Annotated in this window: 19 protein-coding genes and 1 riboswitch; of the genes, 9 read left to right on the top strand and 10 right to left on the bottom strand. The window is 46.6% G+C overall.

What is annotated here, in order from left to right:
• Nucleotides 1-23 precede the first annotated feature (23 nt).
• The gene (locus ACF8CV_RS20840; protein ID WP_005454686.1) at nt 24-461 is read left to right on the top strand and encodes a universal stress protein; all 438 of its coding nucleotides are present in this window, start codon (nt 24-26) and stop codon (nt 459-461) included.
• A gap of 63 nt (nt 462-524) precedes the next feature.
• Here ACF8CV_RS20840 and thiQ read toward each other — a convergent pair whose 3' ends face one another.
• The 5 genes from thiQ to mpl form a co-directional block, all read right to left on the bottom strand.
• Complete coding sequence (gene thiQ, locus ACF8CV_RS20845) at nt 525-1229, bottom strand: thiamine ABC transporter ATP-binding protein (protein WP_023584999.1); 705 nt, start codon at nt 1227-1229, stop codon at nt 525-527.
• Nucleotides 1229-2815 carry a thiamine/thiamine pyrophosphate ABC transporter permease ThiP gene (thiP, locus tag ACF8CV_RS20850; protein ID WP_138938373.1) on the bottom strand — a complete coding sequence of 529 codons (1587 nt, stop codon included), beginning with the start codon at nt 2813-2815 and terminating at the stop codon, nt 1229-1231. Before thiP ends, thiQ begins: the two co-directional genes overlap by 1 nt.
• A gap of 41 nt (nt 2816-2856) precedes the next feature.
• Nucleotides 2857-3849, bottom strand: a complete 993-nt coding sequence (gene thiB / locus ACF8CV_RS20855; protein WP_021450137.1) for a thiamine ABC transporter substrate binding subunit — start codon at nt 3847-3849, stop codon at nt 2857-2859.
• A gap of 72 nt (nt 3850-3921) precedes the next feature.
• Nucleotides 3922-4058: riboswitch (TPP riboswitch) on the bottom strand.
• A gap of 37 nt (nt 4059-4095) precedes the next feature.
• Nucleotides 4096-4734 (bottom strand): flavin prenyltransferase UbiX, encoded by a 639-nt coding sequence (locus ACF8CV_RS20860; protein WP_005489583.1) that lies wholly within the window; start codon nt 4732-4734, stop codon nt 4096-4098.
• Nucleotides 4735-4739: 5 nt separating this feature from the next.
• Nucleotides 4740-6098 (bottom strand): UDP-N-acetylmuramate:L-alanyl-gamma-D-glutamyl-meso-diaminopimelate ligase, encoded by a 1359-nt coding sequence (mpl, locus tag ACF8CV_RS20865; RefSeq protein ID WP_138938372.1) that lies wholly within the window; start codon nt 6096-6098, stop codon nt 4740-4742.
• Between the two features lie 312 nt (nt 6099-6410).
• Between mpl and fbp the strand changes: the two genes are divergently transcribed.
• A complete protein-coding gene (fbp, locus tag ACF8CV_RS20870; protein WP_005454699.1) occupies nt 6411-7427 on the top strand; it encodes a class 1 fructose-bisphosphatase in 1017 nt (338 codons plus the stop codon).
• A 127-nt stretch (nt 7428-7554) separates the two neighbouring features.
• Nucleotides 7555-8085, top strand: coding sequence for an inorganic diphosphatase (gene ppa, locus ACF8CV_RS20875; protein ID WP_005454643.1), 531 nt, complete (start codon nt 7555-7557; stop codon nt 8083-8085).
• Nucleotides 8086-8159: 74 nt separating this feature from the next.
• On the opposite strand, the gene ACF8CV_RS20880 is transcribed toward ppa, so the two are convergent.
• The 4 genes from ACF8CV_RS20880 to ACF8CV_RS20895 form a co-directional block, all read right to left on the bottom strand.
• A complete protein-coding gene (locus ACF8CV_RS20880) occupies nt 8160-8522 on the bottom strand; it encodes a DUF2799 domain-containing protein (RefSeq protein WP_005479645.1) in 363 nt (120 codons plus the stop codon).
• Between the two features lie 96 nt (nt 8523-8618).
• Nucleotides 8619-8966 carry a gamma-glutamylcyclotransferase gene (locus ACF8CV_RS20885; RefSeq protein ID WP_005454676.1) on the bottom strand — a complete coding sequence of 116 codons (348 nt, stop codon included), beginning with the start codon at nt 8964-8966 and terminating at the stop codon, nt 8619-8621.
• 44 nt (nt 8967-9010) lie between these two features.
• Nucleotides 9011-12778: a translocation/assembly module TamB domain-containing protein gene (locus tag ACF8CV_RS20890; RefSeq protein WP_138938371.1), complete on the bottom strand. Its 3768-nt coding sequence runs from the start codon at nt 12776-12778 to the stop codon at nt 9011-9013.
• Nucleotides 12775-14487, bottom strand: coding sequence for an autotransporter assembly complex family protein (locus tag ACF8CV_RS20895; RefSeq protein ID WP_005489530.1), 1713 nt, complete (start codon nt 14485-14487; stop codon nt 12775-12777). The genes ACF8CV_RS20890 and ACF8CV_RS20895 overlap by 4 nt, the downstream gene beginning before the upstream one ends.
• Before the next feature lie 167 nt (nt 14488-14654).
• Here ACF8CV_RS20895 and msrA point away from each other — a divergent pair, with 167 nt between their 5' ends.
• Complete coding sequence (gene msrA, locus ACF8CV_RS20900; RefSeq protein WP_062852627.1) at nt 14655-15293, top strand: peptide-methionine (S)-S-oxide reductase MsrA; 639 nt, start codon at nt 14655-14657, stop codon at nt 15291-15293.
• Nucleotides 15294-15376: 83 nt separating this feature from the next.
• Here msrA and ACF8CV_RS20905 read toward each other — a convergent pair whose 3' ends face one another.
• Nucleotides 15377-15577: a DUF1107 domain-containing protein gene (locus ACF8CV_RS20905; RefSeq protein WP_005454667.1), complete on the bottom strand. Its 201-nt coding sequence runs from the start codon at nt 15575-15577 to the stop codon at nt 15377-15379.
• 212 nt (nt 15578-15789) lie between these two features.
• Between ACF8CV_RS20905 and ACF8CV_RS20910 the strand changes: the two genes are divergently transcribed.
• The 5 genes from ACF8CV_RS20910 (at nt 15790) to ACF8CV_RS20930 (ending at nt 19607) form a co-directional block, all read left to right on the top strand.
• Complete coding sequence (locus ACF8CV_RS20910; protein ID WP_020840016.1) at nt 15790-16341, top strand: YtfJ family protein; 552 nt, start codon at nt 15790-15792, stop codon at nt 16339-16341.
• Nucleotides 16342-16500: 159 nt separating this feature from the next.
• Nucleotides 16501-16800 carry a DUF2607 domain-containing protein gene (locus ACF8CV_RS20915; RefSeq protein ID WP_005454649.1) on the top strand — a complete coding sequence of 100 codons (300 nt, stop codon included), beginning with the start codon at nt 16501-16503 and terminating at the stop codon, nt 16798-16800.
• 128 nt (nt 16801-16928) lie between these two features.
• On the top strand, nt 16929-17558 hold the full coding sequence (locus ACF8CV_RS20920; RefSeq protein WP_025509834.1) for a DUF2796 domain-containing protein: 630 nt from the start codon (nt 16929-16931) through the stop codon (nt 17556-17558).
• A gap of 64 nt (nt 17559-17622) precedes the next feature.
• On the top strand, nt 17623-18351 hold the full coding sequence (locus ACF8CV_RS20925; RefSeq protein WP_138938369.1) for an ABC transporter ATP-binding protein: 729 nt from the start codon (nt 17623-17625) through the stop codon (nt 18349-18351).
• Entirely contained in the window at nt 18348-19607 is a 1260-nt protein-coding gene (locus ACF8CV_RS20930) for an ABC transporter permease (RefSeq protein WP_070226001.1), read from the top strand. Before ACF8CV_RS20925 ends, ACF8CV_RS20930 begins: the two co-directional genes overlap by 4 nt.
• Nucleotides 19608-19609: the final 2 nt, after the last annotated feature.

The raw sequence follows: 19609 nt of genomic DNA on the forward strand, positions 1-19609 counted from the left end.
GGGGCCTTAGTGAGAGACATTGAATGTATAAACAAATTCTTGTTCCGGTTGATCTAAATGATCAAGGCTTCTCAGACCGAGCAGTTGAACTGGCGGTGTGGCAAGCAAAACAAGCAAACGCAGAAATCCACCTGCTCACTGTTTTGCCAGGTATTCACATGTCGATGGTCGCCACTTACTTCCCAAAAGACGCAGCAGCGAAAATGAAGCAAGATGTGAAGCAGCAGCTAAAAGCATTTGCCAGCGAGCACATTGATGATGAAGTGATTTACAAAGTGCACGTTGCCGAAGGCAAAGCTTACGCAACAATTCTTGATTACGCCGAGCGTTTGGGCGCAGACCTTATTATCATGCCAAGTCACAAGCGTTCGAAAATTAACAAAGTGATGCTTGGTTCTGTTGCAAGTAAAGTTGTGGAATATTCTCCAATCAACGTGATGGTAGTGAAGCCGCAAGGTTAAGCTTACGGCCACGCAAGAAAAAAAGGTTGATGCTCGCATCAACCTTTTTTGTATCTCTCATCATTATCCAGCAGCGCGAACGAAGGCCTGTAGGGTCTTGCTGGGATGCTCGGCAGTCAGGGCATCAATCTCACCCACCGCTTCTACTTTTCCGTTAGCAACAAAGGCAAAGTGACTCGCAATCGCTTTGGCATCACTAAGATGATGCGTAACCATCAACACGGTAATTCCGCGCTCCGCAGCCAGTTTTTTTACCAAGCTCAGCATCTCTTCACGCAACACTGGATCAAGTGCCGAGAAAGGCTCATCCAACAGCCACATGGAATGAGGCTGAACAAAACAACGCGCTAAGGCAACACGTTGACGCTGCCCTCCAGAAAGGTGCTCAGGCAAACGGTCGAGGTACTCTGCAACGCCAACTTGCTGCGCAGCTTGTTCAACCTGACGCTTTTGGTCTACCGTGAGCTTTAGTCCCGGGTGTAAACCTAAGCCAATGTTGTCACGCACCGACAAGTGAGAAAACAAGTTATGCTCTTGGAACAGCATGGAGAAAGGACGCTGATAAGGCTCTTTGCGCACAATCGACTCACCATCAACCCGAATGTCACCTTGGTCAGGATGGATAAATCCTGCAACCAGAGCCAGCAAGGTTGATTTCCCTGCCCCACTCGGCCCCATCAACGATACAATCTGACCACGTTCAATGCTCAACTCAAAACGAAACAGTTCACGTTGGTAGGTGTACTGCACATCATCCAACACTAGCATTATGCTTTCTCCTTCGCTTTCAATACTTTCTCTATCAAGGCAAAACAGCCCACACTCAACAACAATAACGTCACGGACACCACTGCAGCGGCGTCCATCTGATAACTGCCAAGCAACTGGAACAAATACAGAGGTAAGGTACGAAATTCTTGTCCACCAAACAGCGCTATCGCGCTTAAATCCCCTATTGCAAACATAAAGCTGATCGCAAACGCATGTGCAAACGGCTTGCGCAGCGCCTGCCACTCCACCACTTTAAATCGTTGCCAGCCACGCATGCCTAAGCTGGCACATACATACTGATACTGTTGCTCAATGTGCAGCATCGGTTGCACTAGCGTTTTGATCACGTAAGGCAAAGCCATCAAACCATTCACCAAAATCACAACAAAAAACGCCAAGCTAAAAACATCAGTAAATGATCGCAGTAGTAAGAATAGGCCAGTGCTAATCACCAGCCCCGGCGTCACTAGAATAATGGTACCGATTAACTCTATCTGATCAGCTCGCGTATTTTTATACTGCAAACGCCAACGGCGACTGGTCAACAATATAGACACTCCCGCAGCGACCGCAAGCGCACTGGCTAACCCTGCAACTTTGAGCGAGTTAGATAACGCAAACCAAAAACGTTCATCGGTTAACACCGTCCAAACTTGTTGGTTGATACCACTCAGTAACACCATCAGTAACGGCGGTATCACCAGTAAAAAGGTACCTATGATCCAAAAGCTATCCCAAGCTTTTGACCACCCATGATCCTTCGTTAAAAATTGCTGTACCGATGTGCTGCCAGCACTGATAGCAACAGGCTTTGTTAACTTCTGAACTCCGATCGCAAGTAGTCCACACAACAGCATCTGCCACAACGCTAATAACGCACCAGCTTGCAAATCAAAATCAAACTTAATCGCTTGATAGATTGCCAGCTCAATAGTGGTGGATTTTGGCCCGCCACCCAGCGCCATCACAGTGGCAAAACTGGTGAAGCACAACATAAATACCAAGCCACAAACGTGAGGAAGTTGCTGCCTTAAACGCGGCCATTCCACCCAGCGAAACTTATCCCAATGGCTCATACCAAGATGCGAACACAGCTTGTGTTGCTCAGCAGGGATAGACTCCAAGGCTTGCAGCAGTAAGCGTGCCGCGTAAGGTAAATTAAAGAACACATGGGCAAGTAAGATGCCATTCAAACCATAAATAGAAAATGGAATTTTGGTGTCGATACCTTGCAGCCACTGCGCTAACAAACCGCTATTGCCATAAATCGCTAATAGACCAAAAACACCAACCAAAACCGGCAAAACCAGCGTCGATGCAAATAGCTTGAGCAGTAATGATTTACCCCAAAATTGGCGACGCGAAAGCGCGTGCGCAACTGGAATGGCAAAACCAACACTGAGCAATGTGGAAAGAAAAGCTTGGTAAAAGCTGAACTTGGTGACATGTTGATAATACGGGTCGTCCCATACCACAGACACATCAAGTGAAGGGGCTTGAACAATCAAAGCACCTAGGGCAGAAATAACAAAGGTCGCGATGATCATCGCGACCCCTAAACCTATTTTTGGAACAGAATTCAAAGGTAAAACCTATCTCATTCAGATGAGGGTGGAAACGTCAGCTAAAACGTCAGTGCGCTTTGCCATTCGCGAATCCAAGACTTACGCATTTTTGCCACTTCATCAGCACTAAAACTCAACGACTTACTTGGAACACTCAAGGTTTCAAAACCTTTAGGTAACTCAACGTCAGTAACTGGGTACATCCAGTTGCCCGTTGGCATCGCTGACTGGAACTCATCACTTAAAATGAAATCCATAAACTTATCAGCAAGTTCTGAATTTTTTGACCCTTTCACTTTGGCGGCGACTTCAACTTGCATGTAGTGGCCTTCAGAAAAATTCGCCGTCGCAAACTTCGAATCGTTTTCCGCAATTAAGTGGTACGCAGGTGAGGTGGTGTAAGAAAGCACTAAATCGGACTCACCATTGAGGAACATAGAATACGCTTCTGACCAACCTTTCGTGACCGTTACGGTTTTGCTTGCTAGCTTCTGCCACGCTTGCGTCACATCGTCGCCATAAATGGATTTCATCCACAGCATCAAGCCTTGGCCCGGCGTTGACGTACGCGGATCTTGATAAATCACTTTCAAATCGTCGCGCGTTTCCACCAGCTCTTTCATGCTTTTCGGTGGATTAGCCAGTTTCTCTTTGTTGTACACAAACGCGAAGTAGCCGTAATCGTACGGTACAAACGTCGTATCGCTCCAACCGTTTGGTAACACTGTGTTGGCCGTATCCACATTGTGCTCGGTAAGCAGACCGGTTTTCTTCGCTTCTGCCATCAGGTTGTTATCCAAACCTAACACGATGTCGGCTTTGCTATTACCGCCTTCAAGACGAAGACGATTCAGGATCGACACACCATCGTCCAACGCTACGAAGTTAACGTCACAGCCACATTTTGCTTCAAAAGCTTGCTCGATTTTAGGACCCGGCCCCCAATCTGCGGCAAAAGAGTCGTAGGTATAGATGGTTAATGTGTTTTCAGCGGCAAACGCTGAAGTAGAGGTGATTGCAGCTAAGGCAATCAGATTTAGAGTGGTTTTCACTGCTCGCTCTCCATGAGTATTTCAGAGAAATAAGTTGAGCGGCACAGGGTTTGAGGCGGCTATTAAGGATTTCCAATATCCAGACTCAATTCCTACGCCAGCATTATCTGGTTCAGGTAATACGGGTCCCTAGTAAAACACTTAGGTCTCAGCGCCCAAATGCATTGATTGACTCAATGCAAAATGGGTTTGCTCCCCGATGAGTTGGATGGATTGTAAAGGTATTTGAGTGGTTACACAATCAGCTCACGAGCGCTGGTCATAGCCCCAACGAGGCACTAAACCTTGCTCAATACCCAAGTGGTCGAGAATTCTCGCCACCATAAAATCCACTAAGTCTTCAATGCTCTTTGGCTGATGGTAGAAGCCCGGAGCCGCTGGCATGATGGTGACGCCCATTTGCGATAGCTTGTGCATGTTCTCAAGATGCAGCGTTGAAAATGGCGTTTCACGAACCACGAGCAACAGTTGCCCGCGTTCTTTCATTACCACATCAGCCGCCCGTTCGATCAAGTTGTCCGACATACCATGCGCGATCGCCGCAACACTTCCTGCTGAACATGGGCAAACCACCATTTGCTTTGGTGCCGCTGAGCCAGACGCTACCGGTGAGAACCAGTCATCTTTACCACAAACAGTGATGTTGTTTGGATCACAGTTGAGATGTTCCACCAGCGCTTGCTTTGCGGCGTCTGGCCCACTTGGCAGCTTAAGGTTGTGTTCGGTTGCCATCACAACGCGAGCCGCCGAAGAAATCAGAACGTAGACATGATAATCCGCCGCGACCAAACATTCTAAAAGACGAAGGCCATAAGGAGCACCAGAGGCACCCGTTAATGCCAACGTGATGGCTTTTTTCTGAGAGGGTTGTATTTTGTTGTGCATATCAATCAGGCTTTTAGTTTTAACTGCTCAAGAAGTTTTCCGTGAATACCACCAAAGCCACCGTTACTCATTACCAGAATTTGGTCTCCAGGCTGAGCACGTTCGACAATTTTAGCCACAAAGTTATCTATATCGGCATCGACAAACGCTGGCTGCTTGCATTGATCAGCAATGTCTTGCACCGACCATTCGATATTGTCTGGCTGGAATAAGAACACTTCATCTGCGCTGTGTAGCGAATCCGCGAGTGTATTCTTATGAACACCACGCTTCATGGTGGCAGAGCGAGGTTCCAATACAGCAAGGATACGTTTTTCACCCACTTTATTACGCAAACCGCCCAGTGTCAGTTCAATTGCCGTAGGGTGATGCGCGAAATCATCGTAAACCGTGATGCCTTGTTCTTCACCTTTGAGCTCTAAACGACGCTTAGTGTTGATAAAACGATCCAACGCCTGACAAGCAAGTTCTGGCGTTACGCCAACGTGTCGTGCGGCAGCGATCGCCATCAGTGCATTATCCACATTGTGGTCACCCACCAAATCCCATTCGACGGTACCGACCTTCTCGCCTTGCAAAGCAACTTCAAATTTTGAGCCATCAAGCACTAATTTGTGCGCTTGCCAGTCACCATCCTCACCAGAGAACTGTTTTTCCGTCCAGCAGCCACGCTCTAATACATCCGTCAAAGCTTGATCCTGCTTCGGCGCTAAGATCAAACCATTGCCCGGTACCGTTCGCACTAAATGATGGAATTGGCGCTTGATCGCTTCTAGATCATCGAAGATGTCAGCATGATCGAACTCAAGATTGTTCATGATTAAAGTGCGAGGATGGTAATGCACAAACTTAGAACGCTTATCGAAAAAAGCACTGTCATATTCGTCCGCTTCAACAACAAAAAACATGCTTTCGCCCAAACGAGCCGATACACCGAAGTTACCCAACACGCCACCAACGAGGAAACCAGGTTGGTAACCACAGTCTTCGAGTATCCACGCCAGCATGCTCGAAGTGGTCGTTTTGCCGTGTGTGCCGGAAACAGCCAACACCCAACGGTCATGCAGTAAAAATTCGTTCAGCCATTGTGGTCCTGAGGTGTAACGCATGTTGCTATTAAGTACATGCTCAACACACGGATTGCCACGGCTCATCGCGTTACCAATCACCACAAGGTCAGGTTGAGGATCGAGTTGAGACGGGTCGAAGCCTTCAATAATTTCAATACCTTGAGACTCTAGCAATGTGCTCATCGGTGGGTAAACATTGGCATCAGAACCCGTCACTTTATGCCCTAATTGACGCGCTAAAATTGCTGCGCCGCCCATAAACGTGCCACAGATACCCAAGATATGAATGTGCATAAACTAAACCTTGTAATGCGTTCTTTGATGCCTTCATTATCGCGATAACGACCAGAAAAGCGAGTGACTTTAGCCTTCTTCTTGCAGTCCCTTTCACAAATATGACAAGGTTGAACAGAGACTGTACAGCGCTCTGACCTGCGAATGAATCCCTGATTTGAGCAGACAAATAAATTGAGATCTCAGACAGTTACTTCATTACCATTAAAAAGATCCACGACTTAAAATTACATCTGGCGCAAACGTTTAACATCCATAAAGAGATGCCCGTTGCGCAACACCCCCAATGAAATGTAAATGTAAGGATTAACCATGTCAGGAATGCGCACCCTAGGCGAATTCATTGTTGAAAAACAAGCGGATTTCCCCCACGCTAGCGGTGATCTCTCATCTCTTTTAGCATCCATTCGTTTAGCTGCAAAAATCGTTAACCGTGAAATCAACGCAGCAGGTCTTGGTGATATCACTGGCGCTGTCGGCACGGAAAATGTCCAAGGCGAAGCACAGCAAAAGCTAGACGTGTACGCGAACGACAAATTTAAAGCGGCGCTTGAAGCTCGTGACCAAGTTTGTGGCGTTGCCAGTGAAGAAGAAGATGAAGCGGTTGCGTTCAACAAAGAACTCAACCAAAACGCAAAGTATGTTGTATTGATGGACCCACTTGATGGTTCTTCAAATATCGACGTAAACGTGTCTGTTGGTACCATCTTCTCTATTTATCGCCGTGTTTCGCCTATTGGCACACCCGCAACAGAAGAAGATTTCCTTCAGCCAGGTCATAAGCAAGTTGCAGCAGGTTACGTAATTTACGGTTCATCAACTATGTTGGTGTACACCACAGGTAACGGCGTAAACGGCTTTACTTACGACCCATCCATCGGCAGCTTCTGCCTATCTCATGAAAACATGATGATTCCTGAAGATGGTAAGATCTACTCCATCAACGAAGGTAACTACATTCGTTTCCCACAAGGTGTGAAAAAGTACATCAAATACTGCCAAGAGAATGTGCCTGAAGACGGTCGTCCATACACCTCTCGCTACATTGGTTCTTTGGTGGCGGATTTCCATCGCAACCTGCTTAAAGGTGGCATCTACCTTTACCCAAGTACGCAAAGTCACCCGCAAGGCAAACTTCGCCTGCTTTACGAATGCAACCCAATGGCATTTCTCATCGAACAAGCGGGCGGCATTGCATCAGATGGCGTGAATCGCATCATGGACATCAAACCGACTGAGCTACACCAGCGTGTACCTTTCTTTGTGGGTTCGAAGAACATGGTTCGCAAAGTTGAAGAGTTCCTCGAACTGCACCGCGACGAAGAATAATCTCAGACCTTTGTCCAACGCGGCAGGTGTTTACCTGCCGCGTTTTTGTCGCTAAAGTGAAATGCGAATTAATCATAGATGAGGGCGATCTTCTGGCTACTCATCCTCAATGAAAAGGAATATTCAAATGAGCCTAAACCATGTACCAGCAGGTAAATCGCTACCTGAAGATATTTACGTCGTTATCGAAATCCCTGCCAATGCTGACCCTATCAAATACGAAGTAGATAAAGACTCTGGTGCTGTATTTGTCGACCGTTTCATGTCTGCGCCAATGTTTTACCCATGTAACTACGGTTACGTGAACAACACACTTTCGCTTGATGGTGACCCAGTAGATGTCCTTGTCCCAACGCCATACCCACTCATGCCAGGTTCTGTTATTCGCTGCCGACCTGTTGGCGTTTTGAAGATGACGGATGAATCGGGCGAAGATGCCAAAGTCGTTGCCGTACCGCACTCTAAAATCTCTAAAGAGTATGAACACATTCAAGATGTGGGCGACATTCCTGAGTTGCTAAAAGCGCAAATCACGCATTTCTTTGAGCGCTACAAAGAGTTGGAATCAGGAAAGTGGGTGAAAGTTGATGGCTGGGCAGATGTAGAAGCGGCAAAAGCAGAGATTCTACAATCTTACGAGCGTGCGCAAAACAAATAAGCGTAAACGCCAACCCCAAATACAAAAAGAGCTGCAAAGTGCAGCTCTTTTGCTTTCTAACCTAAACGCTTTCCTTAGATAGGAGCTCCCGCGGAGGACATACGACCAGCGTCATAATCGTGTTGGAAGAACGGGTCAACGTCATCGCAAATTCCGAAATACGGTCGTCCAACCACACCCAGCATATAGGCACTTTGCTCACAGTACTCTTGCTTACCTTCTTGATAACCGTTTTGGTAGGCCATGATCAGTTCTGGCGTTGCGTGGTTAGTACCATCCAACTTAGCTATCCGCTCTTGTGACAACTCTCGTAATCCATCTAAGGCAGACTGTTTCCCAAACGCTTGCCAATCAGTCACACTGGTTGAAGCTGGTAAGGTGGTTTGCGCACAAGCAGACAGAAGCATCATCATCGCGCCAATTATTAACACTCTCATCATCACTCCTTACTTTTCTGACTTGTCGTTTTCTAACGTGTTTAGAAACGTTTTTAAATCTCGACAACGTTCTTACGATGGTTACTTAAGTATAGTTCACACCCTTTGACACCAATCGCCAGACGCTATCTCTTCCGTAAGCTGCTCCGTGTCTTGATACAAGTAAATCCACGCTTGGCCAAATGGCGTTGCAATGCTCTCTCTACGATATTCGACAGGTACGTCTTCAAGCTTATCGAGCGCCACCAAAGTATCATCATCAATCAGATAAACTTCGCCTTGGATTGAGCGCTGCCCTTCTGACAGCGCTGGGTACGAACCTACATCGTAGAGCGAAAATTGGGCGTCCGTTTCATGTAAACCAAGAAATTGAGCCGAGCTCAAATAATGATGGTTGTACTCTCCCTTACGTAACGTCCCGTAGACAAAAATCAAATGCTGCATAACCACTCCTTAGCTATGAGTTCTGTGTGGTTAGGACGTGTGCCCTAATCAAATTCAAATTGATAGAGTAGGTCAACTGCGCTATCTACACCAGATACCGCCTCTAAATACAAGTCTTGCATCAATCGGTAACGCACCGTGAACTCACCCAGCGAGTTGAAGATACCGACACCATACTTAACCTGTAGACCTGGCAAAATGTAACCACTCACCGTCACTTGAGAGTCATCACCCGAGCCTGCCGTATCAAGCTGTAAATCTTGTACGCCAAAGGCTTCACCGATTTCTCCAACAACACGACCGCTTTTCGCCAAACTCAGACCAATTAATGTGGTCGTCATCGCGTTACCACCCGACTCACCATCAATATCTTGACCACGAAGCAGGTAAGACAACGCGTTGGCTTGTGGCATCGCAGGCTCCGAGAAAATTTCCACACTCGGATCGGAAGCTGGGCCAGTCACACGCACACCCGCGATCACATCGTCTTGAGTATTGTCAGGGTTACGAATCGCTTTGATCGATACATACGGTTGATCCGCTGGACCGTTCATTAAGATCTTACCTTCTTCGATCACCAAATCTTGACCAAATGAACGGTAAGAACCGTCAACGATGTTTACCTCACCAACGATGAATGGTCCTTTGTCTTTTTGTGTCACGTTAAGGCTACCTTTCAAGCCACCCTTCAAGCCAAACGCCGCAAGTTGGAAGTCGTCACCAATCTTGATGTTGATGTCCGTTTCGACGTTGAATGGCATAGCCGTCACTTCATCAACTGGTTGTAAATCCTTGTTTAAAATCACGGTATCACTCGACACCCCAACCGCACTTGGTGGCAGTTCCTCAATGACGATACGCCCCCATGGCAGATTGATGTTACCTTCCACCTTCGCCAACTGCGGTGTGACATCAATGGTCATGTCCGGCTCAACTTTGATTTTGACCATCGGCGGCATATCAACTTTCAGCTCTTTTGCAAACACGCGGGCGCGAGTGCGCCAGTCTTGCAAGTCACGCCAGTCAGCATCACCGGTGATTTCTAGCTTACCGTCAGGCGTAATGATCCCAGCATCCAGATCCGCTTGGTGACCTTTAAAGTTGATCACGACTTGTCCGGAGTTGATGTCGATTGGCGTCACTTCGCCTTGCAGCTTCATTTGATCGATAAGGAACTGACCATTCACTTTTGGATGCATTACATCACCAGACAAGGCCAAATCAGTATTCATATTCGCCTTGAACAAGCTGTATTCCCCGATCAACGGAGCCAAGAAGTCCAAGTGGAACGTAGAAAGCGCAACCTTACCGTCAATAGTTGGCTTCTCAGATGAGACATTCAGTAAAGAAACCTTACCAGACAAGTCACCGTTATCTTTCACATCAAATAACCACTCAGCATCAAGCTTGTCTTTCGCTAATGCCGCTTTAAAGCTGAAGCTGTCCCAGCCCACTTTAATTGGCTGCTCTAGTGCTTGTTCAACTTGGCCTTTTGGCATGTTGACACTCAAGATAACTTCAGGCTTTTTCTCTGGAGCCCATTTAGCAAAAGCCTGTGCATTAACTGAACCTTGCAGCTTGGTTTCTGGCGGCAGGAATTGTTTGATTTGGTCAAAATTAAAATCATTGATCGCTAACTTCGCTTGACCACTCTTACCGACACTAATATCTTCGGTTAGACACACGCTCGACTTCGCTTGCAACCAACAATGAGCTTGAACATTAGCGATCTGTTTGTCGATATTGACCTTCACCGCAGTCGATTTTTGCAGTGACCAAGGACCTTGTTGCGAGCTCAGCGTCAAGCGGCGCAGCGCCCCATCCCAAATCATTTCTGGCTTCTGCTTAAACGTCCCTTCGATTTCCAAACTGGTCGAAACCAGATCAGACACCACATCAAGCGTCAGTTGATGCAGTTTTTCATCTCCAGAGACTTCAAGATCCGCGCTATCAACTTTAATGTCGTCGTAGGTAATGTTATTCGCAATAAGGCTTAAGTTCGCTTTTGGTGCTGGCAGAGGCGTCACATCGCCCTTTAAGGTGATCGTTTCTACATTCGCCTGTTGCTGCCAGTTGATCTGATTTAAAGCGAGATCAAGATTGATATCAGGCTCTTTCAAACTACCACGTAGCGCTACTTTACCTTGCATCTTACCCGCAAGATCAGGAACACTTTTCGCAAAGTCAGGGAAGTTAACCTCAACATCCATCAAGATTTGTTTGTCGATCTTGCCCTTCGCACTCAGTTGGTTCGGGCCATGAGAAAGCGCTAAACCTTGAGTGGTTAGTTGGATGTCTTCACCTTTGCCATTCTTATCAGACGCTTCAAGTTGCCCTTCGACATTCAATGGATAACCTCGCAAAATGCCGTCGATGTCTAACTTAGGCAAACTGACTTGCCAACCACCTTGTTCCGTTAACGATCCCGAAGTCGAGAGACTACCACTGATATCCCCTTCTGCTTCTTTCCACTGCAATCCTGGTTGAATGTTCTTCAGGTTCAGGTCGGCTTGCCAGTTGATTGGCGCCGCCCAATTCGCCATAACTTTCCCGGAAAGTTCGCCCCCCAAAGTTTTCACTACAAGGCTTTCGAGATCGATTTGCTCCAGCGTACCTTTGCCGTTCAGCGCAACATCAACGGCAGGAATGTCTTTGCCTGACGCTTTGGTTTCTAATGCGACTTCGTAACCATCAAGTGAACCTTTTGCCGCCAAACTTGGTACAGAAACCTGATAATCACTTTGCCCAAATAGCGGCCATTGCGCTTGAACATTTTTGATCGATACATCAAACGGCAACTGCGTTTTAAGCGGTTGGATGTCACCTTTGATCTCCGCTTGTACAAGCTCGGAAAGCGTAGCATTTAACGATAAATCCCCAACCGAACCAGAGGCCGAAAGCGACAGTTTTTGTCCCTTCGCATCCGCTTGCTTCACTAACGCGTCCAATTGCGCTTTGATTGGGTAATCAGCAGAAAGGGTCACTTGTGTGCTTAACTTGCCTTCCACTTCTGGCATGTCGAGCTCTAACGTTTTGACATCAACACGCTCACCACCCGCTCTTGCAACCAAACCAAGATGATTGACGATCACTGGCGTTTCACCCGCCAGTTTAAAATTATGAATATCCAGACGACGCGCTTCCACCGTCAGTGGAATCCATACTTCTGGTAACACAATATCTTGCGGCGTAGCGTCTGTTTCTTTCGGCTCCTCGGCAGCCGCTTCAGGTTCAGCTGCACTTGGTGCGAGCGCAACATTGATGTCTTTCAATGCGGTTGGTGCGATCACCAAACGATCGCCCTGCATCGACAAAGCGGTCGAGAACGTTTGCCAATCAATCTGATTGCCTAACACATTGACGTTGATGTCATTAAAGCTGACTTTATTGACAAAAATTGGCACTGGCGTGCTGATAGAACGCAGCGGTGGTGTTTCTTCTTCAGGCTCTTCACTGGCTGGTGGCAATTCTGGCATTTGGAAGTTAACACCTTGCAGCGCCAGTTCATCAACACACACTTTTGGGTCAAAGAAACAGCGGAAGTTAATCGCCAACGCAAGGCGCTCGACTTTCGCATCAATATGTAAAGACTCATCAACAAAGCTGACATTTTGCAGTGCAAAACGAGGGAATAGCGAACCTTGAATGTTCTCGACTTTGAGCTGAGGTAAGGCTTTCTCTGCACCCCAAATCGCCAACTTCAATCCCGGATGGGTAAACAGTACCGTTGCGATAAAAATAGTGATTAACAACAGCAGACCAATCAAACTTAGTGATAACCACTTGGTCCACTTAAACATCTTTTTGATCATAGCTCAGGCCCCAAAGAGAAGTGGATGCGGAATTCGTTGTTTGGCTTTTCATCCAGCCCCCACGCAAAGTCGAAGCTTACCGGTCCCACAGGTGAAGCCCATCGAATACCAACCCCGGCACCAGATTTCCATTCAGGTGTGTCATTAAACGCATCACCAATATCGTAGAACGTTGCGGCCCACCAGTTGCCGTAAACGCGATATTGATACTCTAAGGTGCTGCTTAAGATGTATTTCGCACCCGTTAATGCGCCACTTTCATCGACAGGTGAGATGGATTCATAGCCATAACCACGGATGTTGTTGTCACCACCAGCAAAGAAACGCAACGATGGCGAAAGCTTTTCAAATTCCTCCGTGATGTTAGCCCCCCCTTCGAGACGGAACAAACCACGATGGTTTTCGCCGATGCCACGAATCCACGAAGATCGCCCAAGCAGACGCAATACGCGCGTTTCAGACAGTAGCGCCGGATCGCCGTATTCAACCGTTACGCTTTGCTTATCGCCCCACATTGGCATACTGCCACCACGAACACGAGTACGCGAAAAGGTTGCCCCTGGAAGCACAAACTGCACGCCATCATCTTGCAAACCTTGCGAGAAGTTTTCGTACAAGTGACGAACGTACACGGTTTTGTGCCAACCACCGTCGGTTAACCAGTGTCTTTCTACCGCAAGGTTTGATTCCAAACTCTCAGTATCACGGTTGTCCAAATGCTTCAGACCAAATTGCAATTGATAGTATTCACGTAAGACGTCGTCTAATGGAATTTTGTAGCCGGCGGTGATGGTTTGTTCTGGTTTGGAGAGAGAAAGCGCCGTATTAAAGCTATGACCGCGTGCACTTACCCATGGTTTTTTCCATTTTAAAGTACCGCGCACACCCGTATCGGTGGAGTAACCAATACCAGTTTCAATTTGGTTTTTCGCAGCAGGCGCTAACGAGACTTTAATCGGCAACTCGCGCCCATCTTCAAGCTTGCTTAAGTCAGGCTCAACAAACACGGAGGAAAACCAATCGGTGTTAGACAGGTTTTGGTTGTATTCACCCACATCAGAGACAAGATAAGGTTCGCCAATTTCAAAAGGTCGCATCGACTCAACACGGTTTTCCCAGATCTGGCTTCCCGTAATTTCTACCGGACCAAAGTGATAGCGAATACCGCTGTCGTAGTGCAAACGTACATTGGCTTCATTCAATTCAGGGATCACTTCCAGCTTGTTGAGCTTAAAGTCACCATTGAAGTAACCACGTTGCAAAGCCAGGTTACGAATCCCTGATTTAAGGCTGTCATACTCACCCTGATTTAAAATCCGCCCAACTTTTAAAGGCGATTTGGCGATGAGATTCGCGAATTCTTCATCCTCTTTCGCTTCACCGCTGATCACTACATCCATTACTTTGATCTTAACTGGTAAACCTTTGTGGATATTAACGATCAGCTCGTCATTCCCTTCGGAAATAGAGTATGAAATTTTTGCATGATAATAGCCAAGCGCATTCAGCGCTTCGGTGATACTTTGATCCAATCGCGCCTGAAAGCGCAGCGAAGTGGAGTAATCCTTCTCTGGAATCGAAGACAGGTACGCTTTCACGTTATCTTCCAGTGCGCCATCGATGCCTTTAAGCTTTAAAGAAACATCGGCATACGCGCTCTGAGAAACAACCAACAAGCCAACAATGATGGGGAGAGCTTTTTTTATCATGCTTTTTTAGCTGAATGAGGTTAAATAAACGTAAATAATGATAACGCCAATTAAAGGCTAAGTCTGTAATATTAATAGGTTTACCGCGGTCTATGTCATAACAACATCAGATACAGACGAAATGAAAAAGTTCGCAAATTTAAGACACGTATTAAAGGACAAATACCATGCTCAACAAACAGACATTAATCAGTATAGAAGATGCCCTGCCTGGTAGAGAACAACCAATGCAGATTGAAGATTGTCATTTTGTAAATCAATCGAGTCTAACGGCACCACTAGCCCATCATCAGCAACAGATTTTGTTAGGCATGGGGTGCTTTTGGGGCGCCGAGCGTCTTTTTTGGCAATTGGATGGCGTGGTTTCGACATCTGTGGGTTATGCGGGTGGGTTTACACCAAATCCAACCTACGAAGAAGTGTGTACGGGTAAAACCGGTCATACTGAGGTTGTGAGAGTCGTGTTTGATGAGCGTGTTATCTCACTAGCACAACTCCTTGCGGTATTTTGGGAAAAGCACGACCCGACTCAAGGCATGCGCCAAGGTAACGATCTCGGCACACAATATCGCTCTGCGATTTACACGTACTCTCAAGAGCAGCAAGAAATTGCTGAAAAATCAAAGCTTCAGTATCAACAAGCATTAGAAGCTGAGCTTCGCTCAACGATTACTACTGAGATCGTCCTAGCAGGGACTTACTATTTTGCAGAAACCTACCATCAACAGTATCTTGCAAAGAATCCGGATGGCTACTGTGGCATAGGCGGCACAGGTGTTTGCTTCCCACCAAGCTTGCAAGGCTAATCAAACTGCACTGAAACGAGAAAGAGCGACCAAGGTCGCTCTTTTTAATCTTTCGTTTTTTGGGTTAACACGCCATGAATGGTTTAGGCGGATAATGATGAAATTGCTTGGTTTACTTCTTTAAAGACAGCCAGTCGCTTTTGATCTTTCACATCAGGAAGCAGCACTTTGCCATTATCAAAGCAGAAACTTCCCACCCCAACAATGAAGAATTGCCCTTTAAACAACGTCTTTACAAAACGGGCCACTTGTAGTGGTCGATATACAGCAAACTCACGTAGCATAATTCACCTCAATTCCTTTGAGAAAACCCCGATTGCTTATTCTCTGCAACCTTAATGCGCATTTTGCGACGGAGTTCAGTGTAGCAAATTCTAACTACAACGCAACATTACACCACTGCATACGTTAAATAAATGTTATCAACAATTCTACAAATTTGCCGGGACTGGATATATACTGGCTTAACTCCCAAACCCAAACGGAATATAACAATATGAAAACTAAGACTCTCCTACCTATACTGCTTGCTCTTTCTCCAAGTTTGGCTTTCGCACATAACTTGTCGGTTGGTGAAATCGTTCCACCTGCACAAGTCGGCGCATACGGTGAAATTGTTTTACAAGGTGAAGGTGTGGCTTACCAGCCTTGGGCAACACAGCATATGTTAGGTAAAGTCCGCGTAATTCAAGCGATTGCTGGTCGCAGCAGTTCAAAAGAGATGAACGCACCGCTGATGACTGCAATTACCGCCGCTAAATTCCCAGAAGATAGCTACCAGACCACCACCATCATCAACCAAGATGATGCGATTTGGGGCACTGGCTCATTTGTGAAATCTTCTGCACAAGACAGTAAAAAAGAGTTTCCTTGGTCATCAATGGTATTGGATGAAAATGGCTTGGTGGCGAACACTTGGGGGCTAAAAGAAGAAAGCTCTGCGATCATCGTACAAGACAAACAAGGCAAAGTTCTGTTTGTGAAAGAAGGCGCATTGACGCAAGACGAAATTACACAAGTGATTGGCCTTATCAAGCAAAGTATTTAGTTCGAGATGACGGCTCCTGACTCGGCACCAATCAGGAGCCTCAATCACACCATGTCCCACTAATATGCTGTGTTAAATTTTCCTCACCAGACAAAAGAGTGAACTTTTGCCAATAATGAGTGTTATATTATAACACCCGTTAGGATTTCAGGCGTTCAGATGTACTTTTCTTGGCAAACCATTTTCAGATCTTGGCATCGCACTGTTGTACTTTTCAGTGTTGCTTTGCTGATCATCTGGAATTTTGCTTCGATCTTTCATCAAGTCGACCTCACACCAGAGCATCATACCCATCATCACTGCCAACTCTTTGCTGGCGCGCAACATGGTCTCGCTAAAGCACAACCGGCAATCCCTGTGCCGTCATACACACGGGCCCATTATGATGATGTCTCAGAGCGCTCGCATCATGTAGAAGAAGTATTCAGCGCTGCGCGTGCACCGCCTTATTTTGCGTAAACACTCAAACACAACCCAATTACGTTATTTCCAACGTGTATAGACGCGTTTCAATAACAGAACGTCAAATGAGTACTAATCTGAAATCAACCAGATCTCGGATTTATCAGCAAAATTAGGAAAGTAAAATGCCATCTAAACAGGTTTTAGCGATCGTTATCGGTTTGTCTCTATCGACAGTCGCAACAGCAGAAGAATACCGCCAACACAGTGCGCACGTTCATGGTCATGTTGAATTTAATATTGCCCAAGACGGCAGTGACTTGCTGCTCGAAATCACAGCTCCTGGTGCAGATGTGGTCGGCTTTGAACACGCACCAGAAAATGCAGAGCAAGAGAAAACACTGCAACACGCAGTCGCAACGCTAGAAGATAGCAACGCACTGTTTGCGATTAACCCACAAGCACAATGCGAAATTGAAGAAGTTCATGTTGAACACACGCTTGGGGGGCAACATGAAGAACATGAGCACCATGATCATGAAGGCCATGACCATGATGAACACGCCCATCACGATCACGACAAACATGATCACGACAGTCATGAAGGTCACGACCATTCAGAGCACAGCGACCACGGTGAATTTACCGTGCAATATCGCTTTCATTGTGCCCAAGTCGGCGAACTTAGCCGTATTCAAACTGATTGGTTTAACCAATTCCCAAGTACTGAATCGGTAAATGTAAACCTATTCACAGATACGACTCAATCAGCCATTAGCTTAACCAAAAGCAACACTCAAATCGCAATCAAATAACCCTAATAGCGTGTAAGTACCCACTTACACGCTGTGTTTTTTTAATTCGCTTTGGTGATTTACTATGACTGATTCAGCATCAAACGTGGTTGAGCTCAAACAGGCTCAGTTTGTCTGGCCCGGTTCAGAGACCGCGGTGATCAATATTCCTGATTTGCAGATAGCGACGGGTGAGCATGTCTTTATCAAAGGGCCAAGTGGCTGTGGAAAATCCACACTTTTAGCTTTGCTCACCGGAATCAATACGTTAAGTTCAGGCTCGTTATCAGTACTCAATACGAACTTAGCGACGCTAAGCTCAAGCCGCAGAGATAGATTCCGCGCCGACCACATTGGTTATATCTTCCAGCAATTCAACTTGCTGCCGTATTTGAATGTCATCGACAACGTATTACTTCCTTGCCAGTTCAGTAAAGTGAGACAAGATCGCGTGGCACCAAACGCCTCCAAAGCCGAGCTTTTATCACAAGCGACAACCTTGTTGGAGCGGCTTCATTTACCGACAAATTTACACTCTCGCCCAGTGTCGGAGCTGAGTATTGGACAACAACAGCGAGTGGCGGCAGCTCGTTCGCTGATAGGGCATCCTGCGTTAGTCATTGCTGACGAGCCGACATCCGCACTCGATCATGATAATCGCATGGCATTCATCGAACTGCTGATGGAACAGGCTAATCAAGCCAACGCGACATTAATCTTTGTCAGCCATGATCCAACTCTGGAAAGCTTGTTCGATCGCACCATTAATCTGCCAGAAATAAACCAAAGCAGTAACATGGAGGTGCTAGCGTGAGTGCTGTAATCAAACTCGCTTGGAAAAGCTTGATGAACCGCAAAGCGACAGCGGTGTTGACGATCATGACGGTAGCAATATCGGTAATCTTGCTGCTTGGCGTAGAACGTATCCGCACTCAAGCAAAAGACAGCTTTGCGAACACCATTTCCGGAACTGACCTAATTGTCGGCGGACGCTCAGGCCAAGTGAACTTACTGCTGTATTCAGTCTTTCGTATCGGTAACGCCACCAATAATATCGATTGGAAAAGCTATCAAGAATTCAGCCAACATCGCGCGGTTGATTGGGCAATTCCCATTTCGCTCGGAGACTCTCACAAAGGCTTTCGAGTGATGGGGACCAATCATAGTTACTTTGAGCATTATAAGTACGGAAGTAAGCAACCACTTACTTTCTCGAAAGGGAAAGAGTTCAATGGATTATTTGAAACCGTACTCGGATCGGACGTCGCCAAACAATTGGGTTACCAGATAGGCAGTGAAATCATCATTGCCCATGGTATCAGCGATGTTGGCTTCAGCCGTCACGATAAACTGCCATTCAAAGTTGTTGGTATTTTAGCTCCAACTGGCACACCAGTAGATAAGACTGTTCACGTCTCATTAGAGGCGATCGAAGCCATTCATGTCGGTTGGGAAAGTGGTGCACGCTTGGGCCCAACACCGGATGCCAAGGTATTACAAGAAAGGGACTTTCAACCAAAACAGATCACTGCCATGCTTGTGGGCTTGAAATCGCGCATTCAAACTTTTGCGTTGCAAAGGCAGATCAACAACTACCCGAAAGAGCCTCTCAGTGCCATTATGCCCGGTGTCGCGCTACACGAATTGTGGGGCATGATGTCTGTCGCAGAACAGGCCTTGATGGCGGTTTCTGGTTTTGTGGTTATCGCGGGTTTACTCGGCATGTTAAGCAGCCTACTGACCAGCTTACAAGAACGACGTCGAGAAATGGCCATTTTACGCGCTATGGGAGCACGCCCGCGCCACGTTTTTTCTCTGCTCATTATCGAAGCGAGTTTACTCACAGCAGCAGGTATCGTCACCGGCGTTTTGGGGCTGTATACGATACTCGCCCTACTTCAGCCCCTAATTCAACAACACTACGGTATAAATCTCACGTTAAGCACGCTTTCTGCGTACGAATGGATGCTGCTTAGCTTTGTACAATGCGCCGGTATTGTGATTGGTTTTATTCCAGCATTCCGCGCCTACAGACAGTCACTCAGTGACGGAATGACCATAAGGATCTAACG

It is taken from the genome of Vibrio sp. zbq_1 (genome assembly GCF_043102935.1).
Classification (GTDB): Bacteria; Pseudomonadota; Gammaproteobacteria; order Enterobacterales; family Vibrionaceae; genus Vibrio; species Vibrio parahaemolyticus.